Below are 21779 nucleotides of genomic sequence, written 5' to 3' on the forward strand. Positions count from 1 at the left end.
CATCACTTCTTTCTAAAAATAAAGAAGAGTCTTTGTCGTAAAGAACTCTTCTTTTCAATTTAAAGGTTATTATTTGATCAATTCATAAAGAGCTTCAGCGTAGATAGCTGTTGCACGGTAAAGATCTTCAACGTCAGCAAATTCATTTGCTTGGTGCATTGTGTTCACGTAGTCTGGGAACATAGCACCGAAGGCAACACCGCGTTTAAGAAGACGACCAAATGTACCACCACCGATAACTTGTTCGTAACCTTTCAAGCCAGTTTGTTTTTCATAAACTGAAAGAAGTGTTGAAACCAATGGATCATCAGCTGGAACATAATGAGGTGTGTGTTCGTGATCTGAAAGAGTTACTTTTGTCACGCCAGCAAGTTTTTCAAGTTCAGCTTTGATTGTTTGAGCATCTGTACCTTGTGGGTAACGGAAGTTAAGTGTGATTGTGTTGTCATCTGAGTTGCGGTCAAATTTGAAGACACCAGCGTTCATGCTAAGAGCACCCATTTTAGCATCTGTGTAAGCTACACCAAGATTTTCACCAGCAAAGTCTTTGTGAAGAACATTAGCTGTTGTATCAAGATAAGCTTTAGCAGCACCATCAAAGGCAAATTGGTTCAAGAATTTTGCAAGGTATGTTGCACCGTTGATACCAAGTTCTGGTGTTGAACCGTGAGCTGATTTTCCGACAACTGTCAAACGGAAAGCGTCGCCTTCTTGAGTAAGTTCAGCAGTCAAGTTTTCAGCTGTTGTGTATGCTGTTAATTTTTCTTGAAGTTCAGCCAACGTGCTGTCTGCAGTAAAGACGGCTGTTGCTGATTCTGGAACCATGTTATCACGAAGACCAGCTTCAAAGGTATTCAATGTGAAAGCACCATTGTTACTTCCTGCGAAGTGAAGGTATTCAGTAATATTACCTTTTTCACCATTGATAATTGGGAATTCCGCATCTGGAGCAAAACCAAAGTCAGGATCTTTCAAACCGTTGTGTGCGAAATAGTATTCCATATCGCCCCAACCTGATTCTTCGTCAGTACCAACGATGAAACGAACTTTTTTAGAAACTGGCAAACCAAGTTCTTTGATGATTTTAAGACCATAGTAACATGCCATTGTAGGACCCTTATCATCAGATGATCCACGCGCATAAAGGCGACCATCTTTAATCACTGGTTCATATGGATCTGTGTCCCAGTCGCTACCTGCAGGCACAACATCCAAGTGAGCAAAGATACCTAGAACTTCATCACCTTCACCAAATTCAAAGTCACCAGCATAGTTATCGATGTTACGAGTTTTGTAACCATCGCGTTCAGCCATTGACAAGAATTGTTCCAACGCTTTAACTGGACCAGGTCCAAATGGGTGTTCTTTGTCAGCTTTGCTGTCATCACGTTCAGAGTTGATGCGCAAAAGTGCAAAGAGATCTTCCATCATGGCATCTTTACGTTTTTCAACTTCTGCTTTAAAGTCTACTGTCATTTCTTATAACTCCTCCATAGGGCTAGTTTTTCCGACGAAAGAAAAACTGCCAATATTTTATCGTTTGAGTCAACTTACCAATAGTAACTCATATTTTAAGATTTGTAAACCTCGTTTGATGATTTTCCAAACCAAGTTTTCTGCATAAATCCTAAATTGGCGGCCTTAACGACGTTCAATAATTTCATCAACTGGCAGGCGATAACTTGGCTCAGGTTTATTATCACTGTAACCAACGGTTATCAAAAGCTCTGGACGAAAACGTTTATCAATTTCTAGAATATCATTAGTTAATGACTTATCAAAACCAAGAATGATATTTGAAGAAATATCCTGGTCGGTCAAAGCAAGAACTAAATTCATAGCAACAATACCAGCATTTAAAGCAAGGTATTCACCTTTACGTTTTTCATCAAAATCAGCATAGCGAGCAGGCAAAGTTTCCATGTAATAACCAAGCTTAGTATTATCCAAAGACTTAACACCGATACGCGCGATTTTGCGTGAACGTTGAACCAAATCTGTATCCGTAAAGAGCGCTACAACATACTGAGCTTCTTGGACTTGTTTTTTATTAATCTCTGGAAGATCTTTAGCAAGTTCTTCTTTTTTATCTTGGACAACCACAAACTTCCAAGGTTGAATATTATTTGCACTAGGAGCTAAAGTAGCAATCTCAATAGCTGTGCGCAAATCCTTGTAATCTACAGGTTTGTCATTGAAAGTTTTGACGGCATGGCGCTTTTTGTTCAATTCTAGAAATTTCATTAAGCGACCCTCCTTTTTAAATTTTATGCTTCTTTATTTTATCATTTTTTGAAAGAGTTTACAGCTATTTTGCACGACAGCTACTTTGAAATTTCAAAGTAAAAAGACCAGAACTGTGGCTCTAGTCTTTAATTCTCCTAATCAGAATATAAGCTACTGTTACTATCCATGATAGGATATTAACAACTATCAAGGGTTTGAACCATGCACTGATATGATAAGTAATCGTTAAGGTATTTTTACCTGCTTTTTGCATGACAGTTGGTGTTCCAATACCAGATAGTGTGTAATCTTTATCACTTAATTTCTTACCATTAAGGGTTAATTGGGTATCTTTGTATTTGACTACCGGAATAATTGCCCAGTCACTAACATCTGCAGTCCATGTCAGAGTTAGTTTATTATCACCTTGGGTCTTTTTAAAAGCACCTGTATGACCCAGAACAAACTCTTCATACAAAACATACTTGTTATCTTTATTTGATTTATTGGTTGGCAAGTAATCAGGTGTTGATTTTGACACAATATCTAAGAGTTTAAATTTGTCTGAATCATAGAAACTCGCCCTAACATCTGCTGGATTACCCCAGATAAAGGTATGTTTTTTACGCTGAATCGGATGCTTGGTATTGTAATACTCATCTATTTTTTCCATTTGCAATTGTGATAACTGCGCAAGGCTTAAGACATTAACCACAAGCAATCCTAAAGTTACGAATTTCGACCATTTCTTATCAAAATAGCGATCTAAAACAAGTGCTGTCGCTAAAAGTAAAAGCACAGTAGCTGGTACAAAGAAACGGAAAGGAAATTGGATCAAATTTACCAATGGCAAATTCAACTTATTGACGGTATACCATGGGAAAATACTAGTTGATAGAACTAGAAAAAGGAAAAATGCTCCCGTGACAACACGCAGCAATTGATCAAAATGTCGCCAATGTCTAAATGAAAAGTACAATTGGTATAAAAGTACTAAAACAAGAGCTTTTGGCGTTAATAACCATTCTATACTGCGTTGGTTAACCGTCATAATATATAATTTTGAATTGATGAAAGGTTCTACTAGACTATTATCCTGACCTACATCAATCAGCGCCGCCCATACATTTGCTGTTAACAAGAGACTAAGTAAAACTGCCTGAACTCCTTTAACAAAGACTTCTTTTTTTTCATCAGATTTGAGAAGTCCGTATAAATAAAAGGGCAAGTAAGCAACGATGAGCAAGAAACAGCTGAGCATGTGCACTTGCATCATAACCGCAACTGATATCGCTAAGCGCAGCACTCCTACTTTTTTAGTCCTAATAAAGTCTATAGCTGGAATTAAACACCAAGGCATAAAAGCCGCACCCCAACTTGAAAAACCTTGCCTAAAGGTCCAGTATTGAACAGAGAAGGTCATCATGTAAAAGGCAGCTATTCCTAAGGCAATCTTTGGCTTAACAGAAGCTCTTTTACTCAAGTGATACATTGAAAAGCCAGCAATCACACTCAATAAAAAGCGTGATAACAATTGATAGGTATACCAATTACGACTAAGAAGGACTAAAAGCCCCTGAAAGTAAGCAAAATAAGGGCCATACAAAGCATTGACAATTCGTCCTGAACTGTAAAAGCCATACAACGACATGAAATAACTAAAATTGCCAGTCTTAATTTGCATAGCTGTCTCATAAAATCGATTGTAGTGAAATAAGAAATCACTACCAGCAATAACACCTCGAGACATTAATTGGGGAAGCAATAATAAGACAGCAACCAGGACAATGACTAGACTTGGAAGCCATACATGCTTTTGACTTATCTGAGAGAGGCCTTGCTTCATTTTTTTAAACATGCGTATCTCCTTAAAAAATCCCTATCCATGTTAGCACAGTTTAAAATAGATTACAAACAGAAATAGAAAACTTTCATGAAATTTTCTTATTTATATCCAAGAGTACCCTTCATTTCTTGCGAAAATTATCCCAAAATCTGATATCCTGCTTCTTCTAATACTCGGAGTGCGCTTTGAAAATCCGTTGTTTTCGTTAAAATGTAATCCGTGTTATAAGTCGAAATGGCAAAGATACCAATATTATTTTCTGCTAAAAGACTTGAAATTTTTGATAAAATGCCAATCAAAGAAAAGTCTAAAACACCCTCGATTCGAAAAGCTGACCAAGTCTTATCAACTGTCAAAGCATTTTCAGGGACAAGTGCAATCGGACAAACAAGTGATTTTTCGTCATCTGTTGCCCCAGTAAAAACAAATGGATTTTCCAGATTGACTTGTGAATAATCCTCAACTTGGCAAACAGCAAATTCTTCAGTAATCGGTTTAATGGTTAGCATTGACAGCTTCCTCCTTGTTTAATTTTTCTTTAATCGCAGTTGCGACATTTCGTGGAATGCCACAATTAATGATATCTTCCACGTCTGCTTTTTGAATATTTGGCAAGCTCTTGAAGTGTTTCATGAGTAATTGCTTGCGCTTTGGACCAAGTCCAGCAATGCCATCGAGTTTTGATGAGAATGAATTTTTAGAGCGTAATTGACGGTGGAAGGTAATAGCGAATCGGTGAACTTCATCTTGAATGCGTTGAAGCAAGAAGAATTCTTCAGAATTTCGTGGCAATTCAACCACTTCTAAAGGATCTCCAAAGAGTAATTCGTGCGTTTGGTGTTTGTCATTTTTTTGCAGACCAGCGATTGGAATATCAAGACCAAGTTTATTTTCAATGACATCACGCGCCACATTGACCTGACCTTGACCACCATCGATGATAATCAAATCTGGTGGTGTCAATCCATCTTTCATCACGCGACTGTATCTGCGATAAATGACCTCACGCATACTGGCGTAATCATCTGGCCCCACAACAGTTTTAATCTTAAATTTGCGGTAATCTTTCTTACTTGGTTTCCCATTAACAAAGACAACCATCCCAGCAACAGGGCTTGTTCCTTGAATATTTGAGTTATCAAAAGCCTCAATGCGAACTGGTTTTGGAATATTGAGCAATTCACCGATATTTTCAATGGCACCATGTGTTTTACGGATATCTTTTTCTAGCAAATCAAATTTTTGTTGTAAGCTAACGCGAGCATTCTTGATAGCTAAATTAACCAACTGCTTCTTCTCACCACGTTGTGGTTTGATAATGTTTGTATCAACAACGGCTTTAACCAAATCAGCATCAATATCTTGTGGAATAAAGATTTCTTTTGGAACAAAGTGCTTGCTATCACGGTAAAATTGTCCCACATAGGTCAAGAAATCCTCTTCAGGGTCATTGTAGTAAGGAAACATATTGACGTCACGTTGAATGAGTTTTCCTTGGCGAACAAAGAATACCTGAACACACATCCAACCTTTGTCGACATAATAACCAAAAATATCACGGTCCATCATATCTTGGTTCATGACACGTTGTTTGGTACGAAGTGTTGAGATAGCTTGCAGTAAATCACGGTATTCTGCTGCGCGCTCAAATTCCATAGCATCTGCTGCTTTTTGCATTTTCTCCTTAAGTGCATCAACGATTTTATTATCTTGCCCATTTAAGAAATTCTTGACATCTTGTGCCATATTCACAAAATAATCATGGTCTACACGGCAAATGGTATGGGCTTTACATTGACCAAGATGGTAGTAAAAGCAAACTTTATTAGCTGGGTTTGTACATTTTTTAAACGGAAAAATACGATCCAAAAGTCGCTTAATTTCTGTTGCCGCCCCAGAATCTGGATAAGGACCAAAATACATAGCACCATCTTTTTTGATTTGACGGGTAATCATCAAGCGTGGGTACTGTTCATTCACTGTAATTTTGATAAATGGATAAGATTTATCATCTTTAAGCTTGATGTTGTACTTAGGCATATTTTCTTGAATCAAATTGATTTCAAGAAGAAGAGCTTCCGTATTTGATCCAGTGACGATGTATTCAAAGTCTTCAATTTCAGAAACCAAGAGTTCTGTCTTAGTATTGTGGCTACCATGAAAATAGCTGCGCACTCGATTTTTCAGATTCTTAGCTTTTCCGACATAGATAATCTTGCCATTTTTATCTTTATGGATATAACAACCAGGACTATCTGGTAGTAGCTCTAATTTATGTTTTATCAGTTCATTCATGCCTCTATTATAGCAGAATCACTTTTTCATTGCTTGTTAGGGAATTTTGAGAGCCAAAAACCACCTGAATGAGCTCTACAGGTGGTTTTTGCTGTATTAGGATAATAAAAGGAGAGCTAATTAATTATTTGGGACAAAAACGAGGTGTTCGTTGACAAATGCATCGAAACCAAGTTCACTCAATTCACGACCATAGCCTGAATTTTTAATGCCTCCAAATGGGATTTCTGGGTGTGATGTCCAACCAGAATTGATAAATGACATACCAGTTTCAATTTTGGCAGCCACTTCTTTAGCATGGTCAAGATTTTTAGAAAAGATAGTCCCACCAAGACCATAGCTTGAGTCGTTTGCAAGCTCAATGGCTTCTGCTTCGGTGTCCACTTTATAAATTGAAGCAACTGGACCAAAGATTTCTTGGTTGTAGATTGGATTTTCTTTGGTAATATTTGTTAAAACGGTTGGCATGACAAAGTTTCCTGGGTGGTCAATTGGTTCATCACCATAAACGACTGTCGCACCATTTTCCTTGGCTAGCTTGATTTGATCAAGAACTTCTTCTTTGGCAGCTGCTGATGACAATGGTGCTAAAGTTGTCGCTGGGTCCATTGGGTCACCCCATTTTGCTGACTTAAAGTGTTTAACCACCGTATCGACAAATTTGTCGTAATTTTCTTGTCCGACAACGATAAAGCGTTTTGATGACGTACAAACTTGACCAGCATTGTAAAGACGAGCAAAGAAGACTGTCTCATCAAGCAAGTCAAAATCAGCATCTTCTAGGATAATAAAGGCATCATTACCACCAAGTTCCATAGATGATTTTTTGAGATTAGCCCCTGCTTCTGCCGCAATTGAGGCACCTCCACGTTCAGAACCTGTCAAACAAACACCAACCACACGTGGGTCTGCGATTGCTTTTGAGACTTGGTCGTAAGACAAGAAAAGATTCTTGAAAGCCCCAACTGGAGCTCCTGCTTCCAAGACCAAATCATCAAAAGCTTGAGCTGACGCAGGACAAATTGACGCGTGTTTTAGAATCATTGGATTTCCAATCATGTAATTCGGAGCAAAAACTCGCATGATTTGATAGAATGGGAAATTCCATGGTTCAACAGCTACCAATACACCAGTGGCTTGCTTAATGTAATAAGCATCACCGTTAATATTTTCTAGCGGACGAGGTTTGAGAAATCCCTCAGCCTTGTCAGCGTAGTAATCCGCAATTTCTGCACAAAGTTCGACTTCGCCTTTAGCTTCCGTGAAAAGTTTTCCCATGTCTTTTGTCATGACTTCAGCATATTTATCGACGTCACGGCGAAGCAGATCAGCAATCTTATGCAATTGTGCTTTTCGCTCTGCTAAGCCACCTTCAGCACGCCACATCTTATAAAGCGCATGCCCATTTGCCAAAGCAGCTTCTAAGTCTGCATCAGTCGCATTATCAAAGCTTTTAAGAACTTCGTTTGTGTAAGGATAAGTTGTTTTGTATGCCATAATATCTCCCTTTCTTGCTTTTTTTAGCTAATAGCTTCGCTATTTATTATGAGCTTTAAGCAAGTCCATATGAGTCCATTATAGCACTCTAGGAAACGTTTTCAAGAAATAAGTGCATTTCTCAAAAATAAAAAAACAATGCTTGAAAAATGCTAAACATTGTTTCTTTTTCACCTTTTACCAAATGCCTAAAATATGTTGCATCAAAAGACTTACGCAAGTAATGGCTACCCAGCAGGCTGCACCGACGCCAATTGCTTGTCCACCTGTCTTGATAAGTTTAATAGGATTCGTATTAAGCCCAATAGCTCCCATCGCCATGACAATGAAGAATTTTGATAGTACTTTAAGCTGGTCAAAAATCATAGTATCAAAGCCAAGAGCACTTGCAAGTGTTGTGACAACTGAGGCTAGCAAGAAATAAAGCACAAACATCGGAAAGGCTCTTTTTAGACTGAACGTCTTCTCAGAAGCTCCGCCATTTTTCGACGCTTTATAAGCCTGATAAAACGACAAACCAAGCGTAATTGGAATAATAGCGAGCGTGCGTGTCAACTTAACAATGGTCGCCCCTTCAAGGGTATTCGAGTGATGAATGGCATCCCATGCCGCTGCAGTCGCTGTTACAGATGAAGTGTCATTGACAGCTGTCCCCGCAAAAAGAGCAAAACCATGATTCGTAAGACCAAGCATATCACCCAATGTTGGGAAAATAAGCGCTGCTAAAATGTTAAAGAGGAAGATAACTGAGATACTCTTAGCCACTTCTTCGTCTTTAGCTTTAATAACTGGCGCTGTCGCTGCAATAGCTGAACCACCACAAATCGATGAGCCAACGCCGACCAAGGTTGCTGTATTAACGTCTAACTTCAACCATTTTTGCAAGCAAAAGGCTATAATCAAAGACGTCGCGATTGTCGAGATGATAATCGGCAACGACTGTACACCAACTTTGACAACTTGCATCAAATTAAGCCCAAAACCTAGTAAAACGACTGCTGTTTGCAAAATGTATTTTGAAGTAAAGGCAATGCCTTTAGCTGTTTTATCGCGTTTCTGATAGAAACTTCCCACAAACATGCCCAGTAAAATAGCAAAGACTGGTGCACCGACCAAAGGAAAGGCTTGCCCTAAGAACCAAGCTGGCACAGCTAAAATCGCGCAAAGAATCACTCCTGGCGCTTTTTTCTGAATTGTTAACATAATGAACTCCTTTTCACGTCACTCATTATAGCGCGCTCAATCTATAATGTAAAATTATGATTTATTATGATACAATAACAAATAATGATTGCAAAGGAGATTTGTCATGCTTGATTATCGTGTGTTTACTTTTATGAAAGTCTGCGAAACGCTTAATTTCACCCAAGCCGCAAAAGAACTGCATATCACTCAGCCTGCTGTCACTAAGCATATCAAAGCTTTGGAAACCGAATATCAAACCAAACTCTTCACGTTTTCTGGTAAACAATGCCAGATAACACAAAGTGGCAAAGAACTGCTTGATTTGCTGACTACCATGAATACTGATATTCAGCATTTTAAGACACAGCTCAAGCAAGATTTGCAACCGCTAAATTTTGGGGCTACTTTGACCATTGGCGAGTATGTTTTGACTGATTCTTTAGTGGATATTTTGGCAAATCACCCAAACTTTCAAGTCAAAATGCTGGTGGACAATACCGAGACACTATTGAAGGCTATTGATAATGGGCAGATTGATTTTGCCTTGATTGAAGGTTTCTTTTCAAAAGAAAAGTATGATTTTCTGCCTTATCGCACAGAACCTTTTATCGCTGTCGCTTCTCCCGACTCACCCCTAGCAAGCGGTAGCTATTCTTTAGAAGACCTACTAGCCTATCCTATCATCGTTCGCGAGCAAGGGTCTGGAACACGTGAAATGCTTGAAATCACGCTCAAGGAAGCCAACCTGACTATTTCAGATTTTCGCAAAATCACCGAAATTGGCAGCCTCAATACCATTTGTGAGCTGGTCCAAAAAAATCTAGGGATTAGTTTTGTCTACCAAAGCGTGGTTCAAAAAGAAATTTCAGCAGGCAAACTTAAAAAAATTGCTTTGGATATTCCTGCCATGAGCCATGATTTTACCTTTATTTGGCGCAAAAATAGCCACTTCAAATATCATTATCAAGATGTTTTTAAGCTCTTCTTCTAATTTTTTAGCTTGATAAAAACGCTTTTTTAACGTAAACTATATAGTTATATAGCCTATGTTAATTTTAGAAAGGGCAATTATGCACTCTACACTAGATATTACAGAACTTTATCAATACGGCGAACGTGTGACCTTTAAAAAGGGAGATAATCTCGCACAATCCGTCGCTGGCGAAACAAGCAGTGATATTTATATCCTATCTTCAGGCATTTGTGCTCTTTCATCTATTTCTTGCGATGGTAGAGAAACAACCTACCTTTACTTTAAAAAGCAACAATTTGTCGGCTTCGTGCCATTGATGAACACGCTACATTTGAACTATTACGGGAAAAAATCGTTTTCAATTGTTGCTAAAACGCCTTGCGTGGCTTACCGCATTTCTAATCGTCAATTTCAAGAATTGTTAGGCTTTCCTTCAGTTGTTAGCCTGATGTTAAATACATTGACAGAAAATCATATTTATCTCATGGAACATTTTCACAGTAGTAAAAATGAACCCGCTTTGGTCCAATTTTGCCGCTTCTTACTTGATCAGGCTGAACCGTGTGAAGCTGGTAATCTAGCCTTAAACACATTCTTTACCTATCAAGAAATCGCCTGCTACCTAGGCATGCACTCAGTAACCATTGCACGAATGGTAAAAGCACTTCGCGCTGAAGAAATGATTGAAAAAACAGGCCATCAGATTCATATTATAAATCCTGATCAAATGGCAAAACTAATCACTGAAGAACGCAAAATCGACTATTAAAGATAAAAGCTAGAAGTTTCAAACTTCTAGCTTTTTGTTTTTATCGTAATAATTTTAACAATTCTTGATAGTTGTGGACGGTGTAGGTAGGGTTGGCTGCGGTGTGGTTGGCTTTTTTATCTGGGTTATACCAGACAGTATCGATGCCAGCATTATTGCCACCTTGGATATCCGCCAGCAAATTATCACCAATCATCAGTGCTTTATCCTGATTAAATCGTGAAATGGCTCCAGAAATCGCATCATAAAAACCTTTATCTGGCTTTTGAAAACCAACTTCATCAGAGATAAAGACGTGTTCAAAATAATCTTTAATTCTTGAATTGGCCATACGACCAGTTTGAATCTTGGTAATGCCATTTGTTGCACCAAAAATGCGGTAACCTTCTTGATTTAGCTGGTCTAAAAGCTTATCTGCACCTGGAAGAATCTGACCTTGTTGGCTAAGAAAATCTTGATAGCGCATGGCAAAGGCATGACCATCAACCTCGTGCCCAAAATGGGCAAATAAACGAGAAAAACGCGTGTCAACTAACTCTTTCTTAGTAATCTTTTTCAGACTTAAATCATTCCAAAGTTTACGATTCATGGGAATATAAACTTCTTTATAAGTCTCAACATCACCCACACGCGCTTCTGTCAAAAGCTCTGTCAAAGCAACATCTTCTGCCGCGTTAAAATCAAGCAAAGTATGGTCCAAATCAAACAATAAATCACGATAAATCACAGATCTTCTCTCACTTTCTTCTATCCAATTGACCCAATTTCTTAACAACAACAGCTAGAAAACTCCCCATAACCCCTAATCCGACAACTGAATACGTCATGGTAAAAATCTTTCCAGCCGCTGTGACGGGATAAATATCCCCGTAGCCAATCGTTGTTAAAGTTGTAAATGAAAAGTAAAGGGCATCTAAATAAGTAAAATGTTCTACGTGTGCATAAAAAAGTGTCCCACTAAGCAATAAAACAGCTGTGACACCTGCAATTCCCCTGGTTTCATCATCCTTAAAGAGTGACCATAAGACACGCAATGTCCGACGCATTTGCAAGAAAAAAGTAATCATGACGTCTCCTTTACTAACGACCCTTTTTTAAGTCAGTAAGATTTGACTTCATTATATCACACATCGCATCTCAAGACACATTACTACTGATAAGCAGCAATCTCTTCTTCTCGTAAAACGCCGTCTTCCATGACCAACAATCGGTCACAATAAGCAACTAAGCGTCTGTCGTGTGTAACCATTAAGACTGCTTTATTCTTTTCTTTGGCTTCATCGGCTAGAATTTTGACAACTTCCATAGCTTTTTCGGTGTCTAAACTCGCTGTTGGTTCGTCAGCCAAAATAATAGTCGGATCATTGTACAAAGCTCTGGCAATAGCCACTCGTTGCCTTTGTCCGCCTGAAATTTCCTCAGGGTATTTGTTTGCGATATCAGTGATGCCAAGCTGAGCAAAAAGACTATCAATCGACTCACGTTGCTTTTCCTTATCCACCTTATCAACCAAACGTAGCTGGTCTTTGATTTTTAAAAATGGCACTAAGTTTGAAGCTTGCAGAATAAATCCAATCTGGTCAAAACGCATCTTAGCACGCGCTTTTTCCTTTTTCTGGCTAAAAGCTTGGCCGTTCAATCTCACTTCACCTTGTGACGGTGATTGCAGCCCACCGATAATGGTCAAAAAAGTACTTTTTCCAGAACCTGACGGGCCAATCACTGCGACAAATTCACCTTTGTTAATCGTCAAATTTGTCTCTTTCAAAGCTTCAATTTGCTCTGGGCCATCTTTGAAATATTTTTTGATATTGATTAATTCAATTGCTGTCATAATTATCTCCTAACCGATTGCCTTTAAAGGGTCAACTTTGACAATGCTTACCACTGAGAAAAGGGCACCAAACACAGCGATAAGAATCATCAGCACGCTGATGCCTGCAAAGAAAATGGGATTAATCTGGAAAGGCACACTAGTTGGCAACACTAAAGCGCTAGCCATTGTCACCAAAAGCCCTAACCCAACTGCCAAGAGTGCCAGAATGAAGGTCTGTGCGAAAACCATTCGTGACAGATAGCCGTTAGAAATGCCTTGAGCTTTTAAAACGCCAAAAATTTCTTTCTTCTGAAGGGTCAAAATGTAGATAAAAATCCCAATCACGATAGCAGCGATGACGATTAAAAAGCCAATCATGAAAGAAAAGGTCAGATTTTGAGCTTTATAACCTGGAAGATTCTCGATGAAGCTTGCTGTGGTCATGCTTTCAAGCCCTTTTGGAACTTGATTAACCTTGCCACGAACCACAAGGGCACTGATGGTAGCAGCTTGGCTATTATCACCGAGAATGCTTGTCAGTGTGTCCTTGCTCAGATACAAAACAGGTTGCACATTAAAGCTAGCCTTGTCCGTAAAACCAGTGATGGTCAACTTTTTGCCACTATCTCCAAGAGTAATCTCATCACCAATCTCTAGTTGATAAGCTTTTTTCAAACTACTATCTGCGACAACTTGTCCAGTTTTTGAGAAAATCTTTCCATCACTAAGCTTTGGGCGTAAAAATTCATCTGACTTAATGGCAAATAAATTGACATTCACCTTCGACTTATCATTAGCTTTTATGGTCGCTGAAGCTTGTGTCAATTCAGCAGTTTGGTCTGCCTTGACTTCATCTGCTAAGGCTGTAGAAAAGCGTGACAAACGTAAATTTTTATTAGCTTGTTCGCTTAAGATAACATGGTCAGCTTTCCAAGAATCAACCGCCGAGCGATTGGTCTGGGCTAAACCATTAGCCAAGCCCGTCAGGAAAAAGACCAAGTAAGCAATCAAGAAAATCACTCCAATCACTAATCCATAACGCAACTTCGAGTGTTTCATTTCATTCCAGGCTAAAAACATAACTGCCCTCCTCTATTTCGAATACTGTAAGCTTACTATGATTTTCAAGTAAAGTACATTAATTTGATTGCAAATTTTACCGCTTTCATGAAAACGTAAGCGCAGCAAGGGTTAGGAAAAAAGCACCTCAAAATGAGATGCTTTCTAAATCTTTATTTCCCTTCCAATCGTTCTTTGAGTTTTTCGACAAAGAGGTAGGCCGCAGGGCAGAAAAGGGTGTTTTTAATGGTTAGATTATTGATTTGATAGATTTTTTTGCGGTCTGTGTGTGGGAATTCACGGCATGCTTTTGGTCGGACGTCGTAAATGGTGCAAAGGTTGTCATCGCCTAAAAATGGACAAGGCATTGATTGAAAGACTTTGTCGCCGTCTTCATCCACGCGCAAATACATGTCTTCAAAAACGCCTAGTTTCATGCGAAAGACTTTTGAAATGCGTGTAATATCTGCTTCTGTAAACAGAGGACCTAAGCTTTTGCAGCAGTTAGCACATTTTGTGCAATCAATCTCGTTAAAAACTTCTGTGTGAATTTCTTGAGTGATTTTATCAAGATTTTTAGGAGCTTTTTTCTTGAGTGTTGCTAAAAATTTGCGGTGTTCTTTTTGTTTTTGTTGAGCTAGTTCATGATAACGTTCAATGTCAATATCTGTCATTTTCATACTTTCTAATTTGTCAATTTCAATCAGGGAATATTATAGCACAAATAAAGTCTCCGGTGGAGACTTTATTTGTGAGCCTAGAACCTAAAAAATAAATTGATTGATCAGCGTAGCTTCAACAAAGCCACGCGCTCTTGTTCTTTTATCTCTTGAATAAATCTGTCAAATTCTGCTTTTGCTGCTCTGCTATTTTGCCCAGCACCTTGAAAATCAATAAGCAAATGGTCAAGAAATACGGGATCTGTGCCTTTTTGCCGATAAATATTTCCTTGGAAAAAATATTTGCCAGTCTTTTTATCAATGGCAACTACCGACGAGCGCCAACGCGCTTTGTACTGATTATCTGGTTTCCAGCTGATTTTTAACTGCTGACCAAGATAATACCAGCCCATCACTTGAAGGTTAACCTGCCGCTGTCTTATCGGATCTTTATAAAGACATTGCAGAGCATTAGCACAATTTTCAACGACTGAAAAAGGGTGAAAATCTTGAATGCCTTGATAATCATCGTAAGAGATGGTATTGTCAGAATCATCTGAGTGAAAAAGCGCCGAATGCGCATCACGAAAGGGATCATAAACATCATCTAGGTTGGCTTTCTTGCCAAAGCACAACCAATCAATGCTTGCCTTATCGTAATACATCACGTAATCCTTCAGCAACTTTTTACCGCTTGGCACCTGCAAAATCTGAATTGTCTCACGCGCTTTAATCGGAACAGACATCATGGCATTGTAAAGCTGTGATTTTGTAAATACCTTAATACGTTTTAATTCCTTGCTATAACCTTTTTCCGAGCGATTAAGCACGTAAAAATCAGCCGACTCATCCAATTTAAAAACAATAACAAATTGTAAATTTTTACGTTTTTGATCTATTCTAAAAATCGGTGTGGCAAACTGCGAATCATTTTTAAAAAGCTTTAGAAAATGCCCCGCCTGCACCATTCTGATATGTTTATATTGCGTCATAAAATCTAGTTTAACATGACATAAGGAAATTGTCACATGCAAAAAAACGCCCAAAAATTCTTGGGCATTTCTGTATGAATGAGATTGTTAGTGTTGATAGTATGATAATAAAAATTTTTACAAAGTGTTGTAATCGTCGTCGCTAACGGCTTCTAGCCAAGTATTTGACGTATTTTCGCCAGGAACTTCCACTGAAATATGGCTAAACCATGAGTCTTTCTTAGCACCGTGCCAGTGTTTTGTATTGGCTGGAATCACAATAACTTTACCCGGTTCAAGACTGACAGCTTTCTTACCTTCTTCTTGATACCAACCTTGACCTGCGGTACAAATCAGAATTTGACCGCCACCTTTGTCAGCCTTGTGAATATGCCAGTGATTTCTACATCCCGGCTCAAAGGTTACATTTGCTAAATGAAGAGGTGAGTCAGCATCAACCAAGGGATTGAGGAAAGAATTGCCATCAAAATATTGTGCGTATGCGTCGTTTGCTTGCCCTTTTCCAAAGACATTTTCTCTATCAAAAAGTTCTTTATCTGTCATCGATTTCTCCCTCACTTAATCTTCGTTCCAAACTTCTTTTGCAAGATTGAAGACTGCCCAAGCTTTTGGCCAACCTGCGTAGAAAGCTACGTGTGTGATAACAGCAGCAATCTCAGCTTTGCTAACACCGTTAGCTTTGGCATTTTGAAGATGGTGTTTCATAGAACTATCTGTAATGCCTTGCGCCATCAATGCGACAACTGTAATGATACAGCGTGTTTTTACATCAATATCGCTATTATTCCAGTTCTCACCAAAAAGTACGTCATCATTAAAATGCGCAAAATCTGGTGCAAATTCACCCAATTGGTCACGTCCTGCGGTTTGTTTAATTGTCATTGTTTTTCCTTTCTTAATAGGGTTTATACTGCCATTATACGCTTCTCGTTTTTAATAACAAATACTTATTTGACATAGTGTTTTATGCCTTTTAAGCATAACTTAAATTTTAACTGAACTAATCATTTTAACTGTTTCAGGGTCAGCATGTGAGAAGAATTGGCTTTCTCCCATATCAAGTTTCAAAATTTCTGCCATGTCATCATCTGTTAAGACAAAGTCAAAGACATCAAAATTTTGTTCCATACGATTTTTATGAACTGTTTTAGGAATGACAATAACATCACGTTGAATCAAGTAACGTAGGGCAACTTGCGCAGCTGATTTATGATATTTTTGTCCAATCGCAACAAGTGTTTCATTGGTAAAGAAATCATTGCGCCCTTCCGCAAATGGTCCCCAAGATTCGATTTGAACGCCATATTCGTCCATTGTTTTGCGAGCATTTAATTGTTGATTGAAAACGTGCGTTTCAACTTGGTTAACCATTGGAGTGACATCCGCAAAAATAGCCAAATCTGCTACGCGGTCTGGTGCAAAATTGCTGATACCGATTGCTTTGATTTTACCAGCTTTGTAATATTCTTCCATGGCACGATAAGCACCATAATAATCACCAAACGGTTGATGTAAAAGCACCAAATCAATGTAGTCTGTTTGAAGTTTCGCTAAAGAAGCATCAAGAGAAGCTTTGGCTTTTTCATAGCCATAATTGCTAATCCAAATTTTAGTTGTGATGAAAAACTCTTCACGCGCAATACCAGACTTGCGGATAGCATTTCCAACAGCTTCTTCATTCATATAAGCTTGAGCGGTGTCAATTGAGCGGTAACCAACCGAAATCGCATCACTAACCACGCGCTCACATTCGTCAAGGTCTGGCACTTGATACACACCAAATCCTAAAATCGGCATTTTAACGCCATTTGATAATGTTTTGTATTCCATTTGTTACTCCTCTTTTTTCATACCACTTTGATCCTCAAACAGAGATTTTTCTTTAGTTAAGATTATTTTTTTATAATTTTCAATTTTGTAATTCATGCGTTTAAGGGTTGTTTCAAGTTCTTCAATGCGAGTTGACAACTTTTCACGTTGTTCTTCTAGAAGATGCATACGTGCTTCTTCTGTCCCTTCTCCTTCTTCAACCAAGTTCATATACTCAATCAAAGATTCCACACTCATCCCAGCTCGTCTAAAACAACGAATAAATTCAAGGGCTGCAATATCTTTCTCTGAAAAATCACGAATACCAGATTTATTACGTTTAACACGCGGAAGTAAGCCGATGCGTTCATAATAACGAATCGTATCAGCTGAGACTCCTGTTTGTTCGCTTACTTTTTTAATGTTCATAGGTCATCTCCTTTCTAACTTTACTTCAGTATATACCTTGAAGTTAACTCTAAGTCAAGAAAAAAGATATTGAGAAATGAGATTTTGTCGTTACCGATACAGTCCTAGACTTGTATTGACGTACATCTCAGGTTGATCAATGATTTGTTTAACAAGCGTTACAATGGCTTTGCGGGAAACATCATGACCATAGAACGTTTCACCTTTTTGTGTAATTTGACAAGTTGTATCCTGCCCATTATCAAACCAGCCAGGACGTAAAATCGTGTAGTCTAGATTTGAGTTTTCAACTATATCGGCCGCTTCACGGTATGGGCGTAAAATTGGCGCAACAACTCCTTTGGGTTCGCCGTCTACTTCTCCATAAATCCCCATAGATGTTACAAAAATGAGTCGTTTAACATTGTTATATGTCATACTCGACACAATTTCAAACGCCATTTTTGGTAAGTCACCTGACAGAGCAACAAAAACAATATCTTGATTAGCAAGAGCCTGATCTAAGTCTGTGCTTGACGTCGCTGAGCCAGAAATAGCTTTTTCATTGCTATAAAGTGATAATCTATCAACGTGACGTGAAAATAAAGTCACGTTATAATTTTTGTTGTTTTTCAGTTCCTCACGTAAACTTCTTCCGAGTGAGCCTGTTGCTCCAATAATTGCTACATTTGTCATAAAAATTCCTTCCTTCTAATAAGTGCTTGCTGTCTGTTTGATGATTTTCCACTTACCATCAACATTTTCAAATTCCATTTTAATTTGCAGACGCCAAGTCGATGGACCTGCTCCCCAAATTCGTGCTTTAACACGACTTTGTCCGATAAGACTGGCTGTATTTCCATTTATTTTGATATTTTTTATCGCATCTTCCTGCCAAGAATAGTAAATCATGTCTCCAGTATAAATCTGTTCTAACCACTCAGTAACTGGCTGAACATAGCCTGTCATATGTATTAGTACGGTATCTGGTTCCAAAAGTTCTGCTAGTTTTTTTGTATCTTTTGCAACCATTGCATCGTTAACTTGACGATATAGTTGTTTTAGGATTTCTTCTGTCATTTAACCTCTCCCTTCTGCCATACCTGTTTCTGTATTTGGATTAAGTGGTCCATAAAAGTAAGAAGCTGTTGCGCCACCGTCAATCAAAAATGTTGAACCTGTGATAAACTGCGCACGTTCACTCATGAGTAATTCAGCAACATCAGCCACTTCGTCTGCTGTTCCTGGACGACCAGCTGGGGATTTGGCAAACATATTTTTGTAAAAATTTCTCCGAATGCCATTGAATTCATCGATCGCAAGAGGTGTTACGATAATTCCTGGTGCAATGGCATTCAATCTCGCGCCATGTTCTCCCCAACGAACAGCTTCGTACATGGTACGTTTTTCATTAGCACGTTTGGCAAGTTGATAAGCGTGAAGAGTATTTTTAATCTTATCTTCTTGAAGAAAATCAAGTTTCAACAATTCTTCGCTTGACGTCATAGCAAGTGCTCGGTCCTGCTCGGTAGTCAATGCAGGCATACGATGACCTGATTGGCTAGAAATAGTAACACCAACACCACCTTTTGTGATGACTTTGCCAACTTCTTCCAGTAAAACTGCAGTTCCATAAAGATCAACTTTAAGTACTGTTTCAATCGAAGCTTGCGATGGCGAAACGCCTGCACCATTAACCAAATACTTAATATCACCAAAAGTTTGCGCATAGGTAATCATTTCTTTAATTGACTGACGTGATGACAAATCCATCTCAAATGTTTCGATATCAAATCCAGCTTCAGTCAATGTTTTAGCAATAGCCTTAGCATTATCAAGCGAGCGGTCACCAAGAATAATTTTTTTACCATATCCCATGCGACGTGCAATCGCCATTGAAATTTGTCCTGCTCCGACAACCAACATGACATCGTTTTTCATCATTATTCACCCAGAGCAAATCTCAATTAACTCACTCTGACCTTTCTTATGACTCCATTATAAAGCCTCACTTCTTGCTTAACAATTTTAAAAAGAGGCACTTCGGATAAGTAAAACTTATCTGAAATACCTCTTTGTTTCTATTTATCTTGAAAAGCTTTGACTAGAAACTCTGCCATTGTTTCGACATAATAACCCGAATTATCTTTCTTCCAAAATGCACACATGCGTCGTAAGATTCTTTGACCTTGCTTATCGAGTGATTTATATGTCACTGTCGGCGGAAAGCTAACCCCTTTACCAACTTCAATCGGTAAGTAGCCACGATTACCAACAACAAGCATCTTAGCATCTGTCGGATTAGTGACAAAATGCAAGTCATTCGAAAACCCTAAATAATCATGATAATAAGCACGTTCGGTTTCTTCTTGCTGGCTATCAGCCACCAAAATCAAAGGTTTTTCTACTATATCATCTAATGTTACCTTATCAGATTGAACCAAGGAATTAAACGTTGCCAGCTCAAGACCGAGTGGTAAATCGGCTAAAACAAGATTCATATAGTCATCTGAAAAAGCTCTTCGCTGATCGTTAACCACTAAATCAATTCTGCCAAACCGTAAATCATCATAAAGCTGATCGTGTGTTCCTGTCTTAACCGTTAACTCCACATCAGGAAACTGACTTGCAAATCCTGAAATTGCTTCTTGAATCTCACTGCCTTCATAAGAATACAAATAACCAATTGATAACTTGGCTGACTGCTGATTGGCAATCGACTGCGTTTCTTGACAAAGTTTATCAAAATCAGCAACCAGTGCTAACGATTTTTCATAAAAATAACGCCCTGCCGCTGTCAATTCAAAACCACGATTTTTGCGAACTAGCAGTGTCACACCAAGTTTTTCTTCCAAGTTCTTAATCTGTTGAGAAATTGCTGATTGCGAGATAAAATGTAATTCAGCTGCTTTAGTAAATGATTTTTCTTCAACAACAGATTGAAAGTAGCGAATTTGGCTTAACACATCTATCCTCCCTTTAATATTTAAAGAGGTACCTGATTTCAAATCACTATTTAATCAGGTACCTCAAAAATGTTTTATTTTGATTTTCTATTATTCAAATTAGCTAGCAAACTATTAAAGTCTGGTAAGCTAAAAGGAATACTATCTTTTCCAAAATTACCTAACTTACTGTGTCCGACAAATGCTTCAACAAAGAGCTTTGCGGATTTTGCAAGGAGCATTTTCTTTTCTGTCCCGACTGAGTAGAATGAGGCGATGCTTTTGGCTAATTTTGTAGCAAATTTTCTATCAATGGTCACGTCATTGATGCTATGAATTCCGCTTGACATCAAGGTATCAAAGAGCGTATCAAAAAGCATTTTTAACTCTTGACTTGATAGCTCATCTGTCCATTGTTTAAAGGTTTTTTCAAGATTTTGGCTCAAATCAGTTTGACCTTCGGCTAAAATAAACTGACCCGTTTTTTCATCAAATTGCCAAGTTGTTAAAGCGTGCTGCATAATTCCACTTGCTTGGCTCTTCACTACGATTGGCTTGATATCATTATAAAGCATGACCCCAACAATCGATTCCTCTGGTCGAATAACACAGACACGATCACGAATAGCTAAATAGCCAGGCTCTTTTAAACCAGCCTCTTGCAACCCCGGTGCATCAAGCATGTAGACCTTTTCAATTTGCTGGCGCACGCAATCACTGACATGAGAAACAGCATACAATGCTAAGTTTCCACCCTTAGAATGACCGCTGACGGTAACCTTGCCAGAATGTTCTTCCAAATAACGTTCAAGGTAAGCAACCGCTGCTCGGTGAGCAGGAATTTCTTGAACATAAGTCATCTTGAAATCTTCTTTCCAACCAATCATGGTATCATCTGTCCCACGAAAAACCAGCTGATGATGATTAATCCCAGGTATGCTAAAAACCATGGCTGAAAATTGTCTTTCAAACTCAGAATCAACATCATTGATATAATTTGAAAGACACAGACCTTCAAAACGTCGTGAAGCAACCACTTTTTGAAGCAAACGAATACGATCTGCTGTCACTAAAAAGCTGTGACTAAATTCTTTTTCTCCAGTAACATAAGGCAATAAAACCTCGTGGAGATTAACCATTTTAGAAAAGTCAATCGACTTGTCTAACTCTTCGAAACAAAAGTAACCGAGTTCATTTAAACACAGAATATCTGCTTCATTAAAGGCAAATTCATCAAATGTACGATTGCCGTTATAATCTAAATAATCATTAATTGTTGCCATATTCATCCCCTATACTC

At 38.4% G+C, this 21779-nt stretch carries 24 protein-coding genes; 2 read left to right on the forward strand and 22 right to left on the reverse strand.

The window, feature by feature from the left end:
* Positions 1-69: 69 nt before the first annotated feature.
* The 7 genes from pepV to JG537_RS05605 form a co-directional block, all read right to left on the reverse strand.
* On the reverse strand, positions 70-1476 hold the full coding sequence (gene pepV, locus JG537_RS05575) for a dipeptidase PepV (RefSeq protein WP_132868790.1): 1407 nt from the start codon (positions 1474-1476) through the stop codon (positions 70-72).
* 165 nt (positions 1477-1641) lie between these two features.
* Positions 1642-2244: a nitroreductase family protein gene (locus tag JG537_RS05580; RefSeq protein WP_132868789.1), complete on the reverse strand. Its 603-nt coding sequence runs from the start codon at positions 2242-2244 to the stop codon at positions 1642-1644.
* 121 nt (positions 2245-2365) lie between these two features.
* Complete coding sequence (locus JG537_RS05585; RefSeq protein ID WP_199544232.1) at positions 2366-4084, reverse strand: hypothetical protein; 1719 nt, start codon at positions 4082-4084, stop codon at positions 2366-2368.
* Positions 4085-4209: 125 nt separating this feature from the next.
* Positions 4210-4581, reverse strand: coding sequence for an ACT domain-containing protein (locus tag JG537_RS05590; RefSeq protein ID WP_012961858.1), 372 nt, complete (start codon positions 4579-4581; stop codon positions 4210-4212).
* Positions 4568-6367 carry an excinuclease ABC subunit UvrC gene (gene uvrC, locus JG537_RS05595; RefSeq protein ID WP_199544234.1) on the reverse strand — a complete coding sequence of 600 codons (1800 nt, stop codon included), beginning with the start codon at positions 6365-6367 and terminating at the stop codon, positions 4568-4570. Before uvrC ends, JG537_RS05590 begins: the two co-directional genes overlap by 14 nt.
* A gap of 120 nt (positions 6368-6487) precedes the next feature.
* Positions 6488-7864, reverse strand: a complete 1377-nt coding sequence (locus JG537_RS05600; RefSeq protein WP_132868786.1) for an NAD-dependent succinate-semialdehyde dehydrogenase — start codon at positions 7862-7864, stop codon at positions 6488-6490.
* Positions 7865-8041: 177 nt separating this feature from the next.
* Complete coding sequence (locus JG537_RS05605; protein WP_132868785.1) at positions 8042-9067, reverse strand: YeiH family protein; 1026 nt, start codon at positions 9065-9067, stop codon at positions 8042-8044.
* A 106-nt stretch (positions 9068-9173) separates the two neighbouring features.
* On the opposite strand from JG537_RS05605, the gene JG537_RS05610 reads away from it, so the two are divergent.
* Together JG537_RS05610 and JG537_RS05615 are read left to right on the forward strand one after the other, a co-directional pair.
* Entirely contained in the window at positions 9174-10040 is an 867-nt protein-coding gene (locus tag JG537_RS05610; RefSeq protein WP_132868784.1) for a LysR family transcriptional regulator, read from the forward strand.
* Between the two features lie 79 nt (positions 10041-10119).
* On the forward strand, positions 10120-10791 hold the full coding sequence (locus JG537_RS05615; RefSeq protein WP_199544548.1) for a helix-turn-helix domain-containing protein: 672 nt from the start codon (positions 10120-10122) through the stop codon (positions 10789-10791).
* A gap of 40 nt (positions 10792-10831) precedes the next feature.
* Here the strand turns inward: JG537_RS05615 and pynA are convergent, their stop codons facing one another.
* From pynA to JG537_RS05685, 15 genes are all read right to left on the reverse strand, one after another.
* Entirely contained in the window at positions 10832-11518 is a 687-nt protein-coding gene (pynA, locus tag JG537_RS05620) for a pyrimidine 5'-nucleotidase PynA (protein ID WP_132868783.1), read from the reverse strand.
* A gap of 10 nt (positions 11519-11528) precedes the next feature.
* Entirely contained in the window at positions 11529-11858 is a 330-nt protein-coding gene (locus tag JG537_RS05625) for a potassium channel family protein (protein ID WP_074482063.1), read from the reverse strand.
* 83 nt (positions 11859-11941) lie between these two features.
* Positions 11942-12625 carry an ABC transporter ATP-binding protein gene (locus tag JG537_RS05630; RefSeq protein ID WP_132868782.1) on the reverse strand — a complete coding sequence of 228 codons (684 nt, stop codon included), beginning with the start codon at positions 12623-12625 and terminating at the stop codon, positions 11942-11944.
* Positions 12626-12634: 9 nt separating this feature from the next.
* Entirely contained in the window at positions 12635-13687 is a 1053-nt protein-coding gene (locus JG537_RS05635) for an ABC transporter permease (protein WP_074964758.1), read from the reverse strand.
* Between the two features lie 152 nt (positions 13688-13839).
* Positions 13840-14340 (reverse strand): YkgJ family cysteine cluster protein, encoded by a 501-nt coding sequence (locus JG537_RS05640; RefSeq protein ID WP_021142109.1) that lies wholly within the window; start codon positions 14338-14340, stop codon positions 13840-13842.
* Positions 14341-14450: 110 nt separating this feature from the next.
* Positions 14451-15317 (reverse strand): hypothetical protein, encoded by an 867-nt coding sequence (locus tag JG537_RS05645; protein WP_199544236.1) that lies wholly within the window; start codon positions 15315-15317, stop codon positions 14451-14453.
* Positions 15318-15434: 117 nt separating this feature from the next.
* Positions 15435-15860, reverse strand: a complete 426-nt coding sequence (locus tag JG537_RS09755) for a cupin domain-containing protein (protein ID WP_246454326.1) — start codon at positions 15858-15860, stop codon at positions 15435-15437.
* Positions 15861-15875: 15 nt separating this feature from the next.
* Positions 15876-16199 (reverse strand): carboxymuconolactone decarboxylase family protein, encoded by a 324-nt coding sequence (locus JG537_RS09760; protein ID WP_246454328.1) that lies wholly within the window; start codon positions 16197-16199, stop codon positions 15876-15878.
* Between the two features lie 102 nt (positions 16200-16301).
* Entirely contained in the window at positions 16302-17147 is an 846-nt protein-coding gene (locus JG537_RS05655; RefSeq protein WP_199544237.1) for an aldo/keto reductase, read from the reverse strand.
* A gap of 3 nt (positions 17148-17150) precedes the next feature.
* On the reverse strand, positions 17151-17555 hold the full coding sequence (nmlR, locus tag JG537_RS05660) for a stress response transcriptional regulator NmlR (RefSeq protein ID WP_199544238.1): 405 nt from the start codon (positions 17553-17555) through the stop codon (positions 17151-17153).
* A 90-nt stretch (positions 17556-17645) separates the two neighbouring features.
* On the reverse strand, positions 17646-18230 hold the full coding sequence (locus JG537_RS05665; RefSeq protein WP_045798031.1) for an NAD(P)H-binding protein: 585 nt from the start codon (positions 18228-18230) through the stop codon (positions 17646-17648).
* A 15-nt stretch (positions 18231-18245) separates the two neighbouring features.
* On the reverse strand, positions 18246-18614 hold the full coding sequence (locus JG537_RS05670; protein WP_199544239.1) for a nuclear transport factor 2 family protein: 369 nt from the start codon (positions 18612-18614) through the stop codon (positions 18246-18248).
* Positions 18615-19475: an SDR family oxidoreductase gene (locus tag JG537_RS05675; protein ID WP_199544550.1), complete on the reverse strand. Its 861-nt coding sequence runs from the start codon at positions 19473-19475 to the stop codon at positions 18615-18617.
* A 140-nt stretch (positions 19476-19615) separates the two neighbouring features.
* Complete coding sequence (locus tag JG537_RS05680; RefSeq protein WP_199544240.1) at positions 19616-20500, reverse strand: LysR family transcriptional regulator; 885 nt, start codon at positions 20498-20500, stop codon at positions 19616-19618.
* A gap of 74 nt (positions 20501-20574) precedes the next feature.
* On the reverse strand, positions 20575-21762 hold the full coding sequence (locus tag JG537_RS05685; protein WP_199544241.1) for an Mbeg1-like protein: 1188 nt from the start codon (positions 21760-21762) through the stop codon (positions 20575-20577).
* Positions 21763-21779: the final 17 nt, after the last annotated feature.

Origin of the sequence: Streptococcus vicugnae (genome assembly GCF_016461705.1) — a bacterium.
Classification (GTDB): Bacteria; Bacillota; Bacilli; order Lactobacillales; family Streptococcaceae; genus Streptococcus; species Streptococcus vicugnae.

What these genes read in the sequence shown, in the direction of transcription:
- pepV (WP_132868790.1), bottom strand. Translation starts at nt 1,476, where the DNA reads ATGACAGTAGACTTTAAAGCAGAAGTTGAAAAACGTAAAGATGCCATG.
- JG537_RS05580 (WP_132868789.1), bottom strand. Translation starts at nt 2,244, where the DNA reads ATGAAATTTCTAGAATTGAACAAAAAGCGCCATGCCGTCAAAACTTTC.
- JG537_RS05585 (WP_199544232.1), bottom strand. Translation starts at nt 4,084, where the DNA reads ATGTTTAAAAAAATGAAGCAAGGCCTCTCTCAGATAAGTCAAAAGCAT.
- JG537_RS05590 (WP_012961858.1), bottom strand. Translation starts at nt 4,581, where the DNA reads ATGCTAACCATTAAACCGATTACTGAAGAATTTGCTGTTTGCCAAGTT.
- uvrC (WP_199544234.1), bottom strand. Translation starts at nt 6,367, where the DNA reads ATGAATGAACTGATAAAACATAAATTAGAGCTACTACCAGATAGTCCT.
- JG537_RS05600 (WP_132868786.1), bottom strand. Translation starts at nt 7,864, where the DNA reads ATGGCATACAAAACAACTTATCCTTACACAAACGAAGTTCTTAAAAGC.
- JG537_RS05605 (WP_132868785.1), bottom strand. Translation starts at nt 9,067, where the DNA reads ATGTTAACAATTCAGAAAAAAGCGCCAGGAGTGATTCTTTGCGCGATT.
- JG537_RS05610 (WP_132868784.1), top strand. Translation starts at nt 9,174, where the DNA reads ATGCTTGATTATCGTGTGTTTACTTTTATGAAAGTCTGCGAAACGCTT.
- JG537_RS05615 (WP_199544548.1), top strand. Translation starts at nt 10,120, where the DNA reads ATGCACTCTACACTAGATATTACAGAACTTTATCAATACGGCGAACGT.
- JG537_RS05625 (WP_074482063.1), bottom strand. Translation starts at nt 11,858, where the DNA reads ATGATTACTTTTTTCTTGCAAATGCGTCGGACATTGCGTGTCTTATGG.
- JG537_RS05630 (WP_132868782.1), bottom strand. Translation starts at nt 12,625, where the DNA reads ATGACAGCAATTGAATTAATCAATATCAAAAAATATTTCAAAGATGGC.
- JG537_RS05635 (WP_074964758.1), bottom strand. Translation starts at nt 13,687, where the DNA reads ATGTTTTTAGCCTGGAATGAAATGAAACACTCGAAGTTGCGTTATGGA.
- JG537_RS05640 (WP_021142109.1), bottom strand. Translation starts at nt 14,340, where the DNA reads ATGACAGATATTGACATTGAACGTTATCATGAACTAGCTCAACAAAAA.
- JG537_RS05645 (WP_199544236.1), bottom strand. Translation starts at nt 15,317, where the DNA reads ATGACGCAATATAAACATATCAGAATGGTGCAGGCGGGGCATTTTCTA.
- JG537_RS09755 (WP_246454326.1), bottom strand. Translation starts at nt 15,860, where the DNA reads ATGACAGATAAAGAACTTTTTGATAGAGAAAATGTCTTTGGAAAAGGG.
- JG537_RS09760 (WP_246454328.1), bottom strand. Translation starts at nt 16,199, where the DNA reads ATGACAATTAAACAAACCGCAGGACGTGACCAATTGGGTGAATTTGCA.
- JG537_RS05655 (WP_199544237.1), bottom strand. Translation starts at nt 17,147, where the DNA reads ATGGAATACAAAACATTATCAAATGGCGTTAAAATGCCGATTTTAGGA.
- nmlR (WP_199544238.1), bottom strand. Translation starts at nt 17,555, where the DNA reads ATGAACATTAAAAAAGTAAGCGAACAAACAGGAGTCTCAGCTGATACG.
- JG537_RS05665 (WP_045798031.1), bottom strand. Translation starts at nt 18,230, where the DNA reads ATGACAAATGTAGCAATTATTGGAGCAACAGGCTCACTCGGAAGAAGT.
- JG537_RS05670 (WP_199544239.1), bottom strand. Translation starts at nt 18,614, where the DNA reads ATGACAGAAGAAATCCTAAAACAACTATATCGTCAAGTTAACGATGCA.
- JG537_RS05675 (WP_199544550.1), bottom strand. Translation starts at nt 19,475, where the DNA reads ATGAAAAACGATGTCATGTTGGTTGTCGGAGCAGGACAAATTTCAATG.
- JG537_RS05685 (WP_199544241.1), bottom strand. Translation starts at nt 21,762, where the DNA reads ATGGCAACAATTAATGATTATTTAGATTATAACGGCAATCGTACATTT.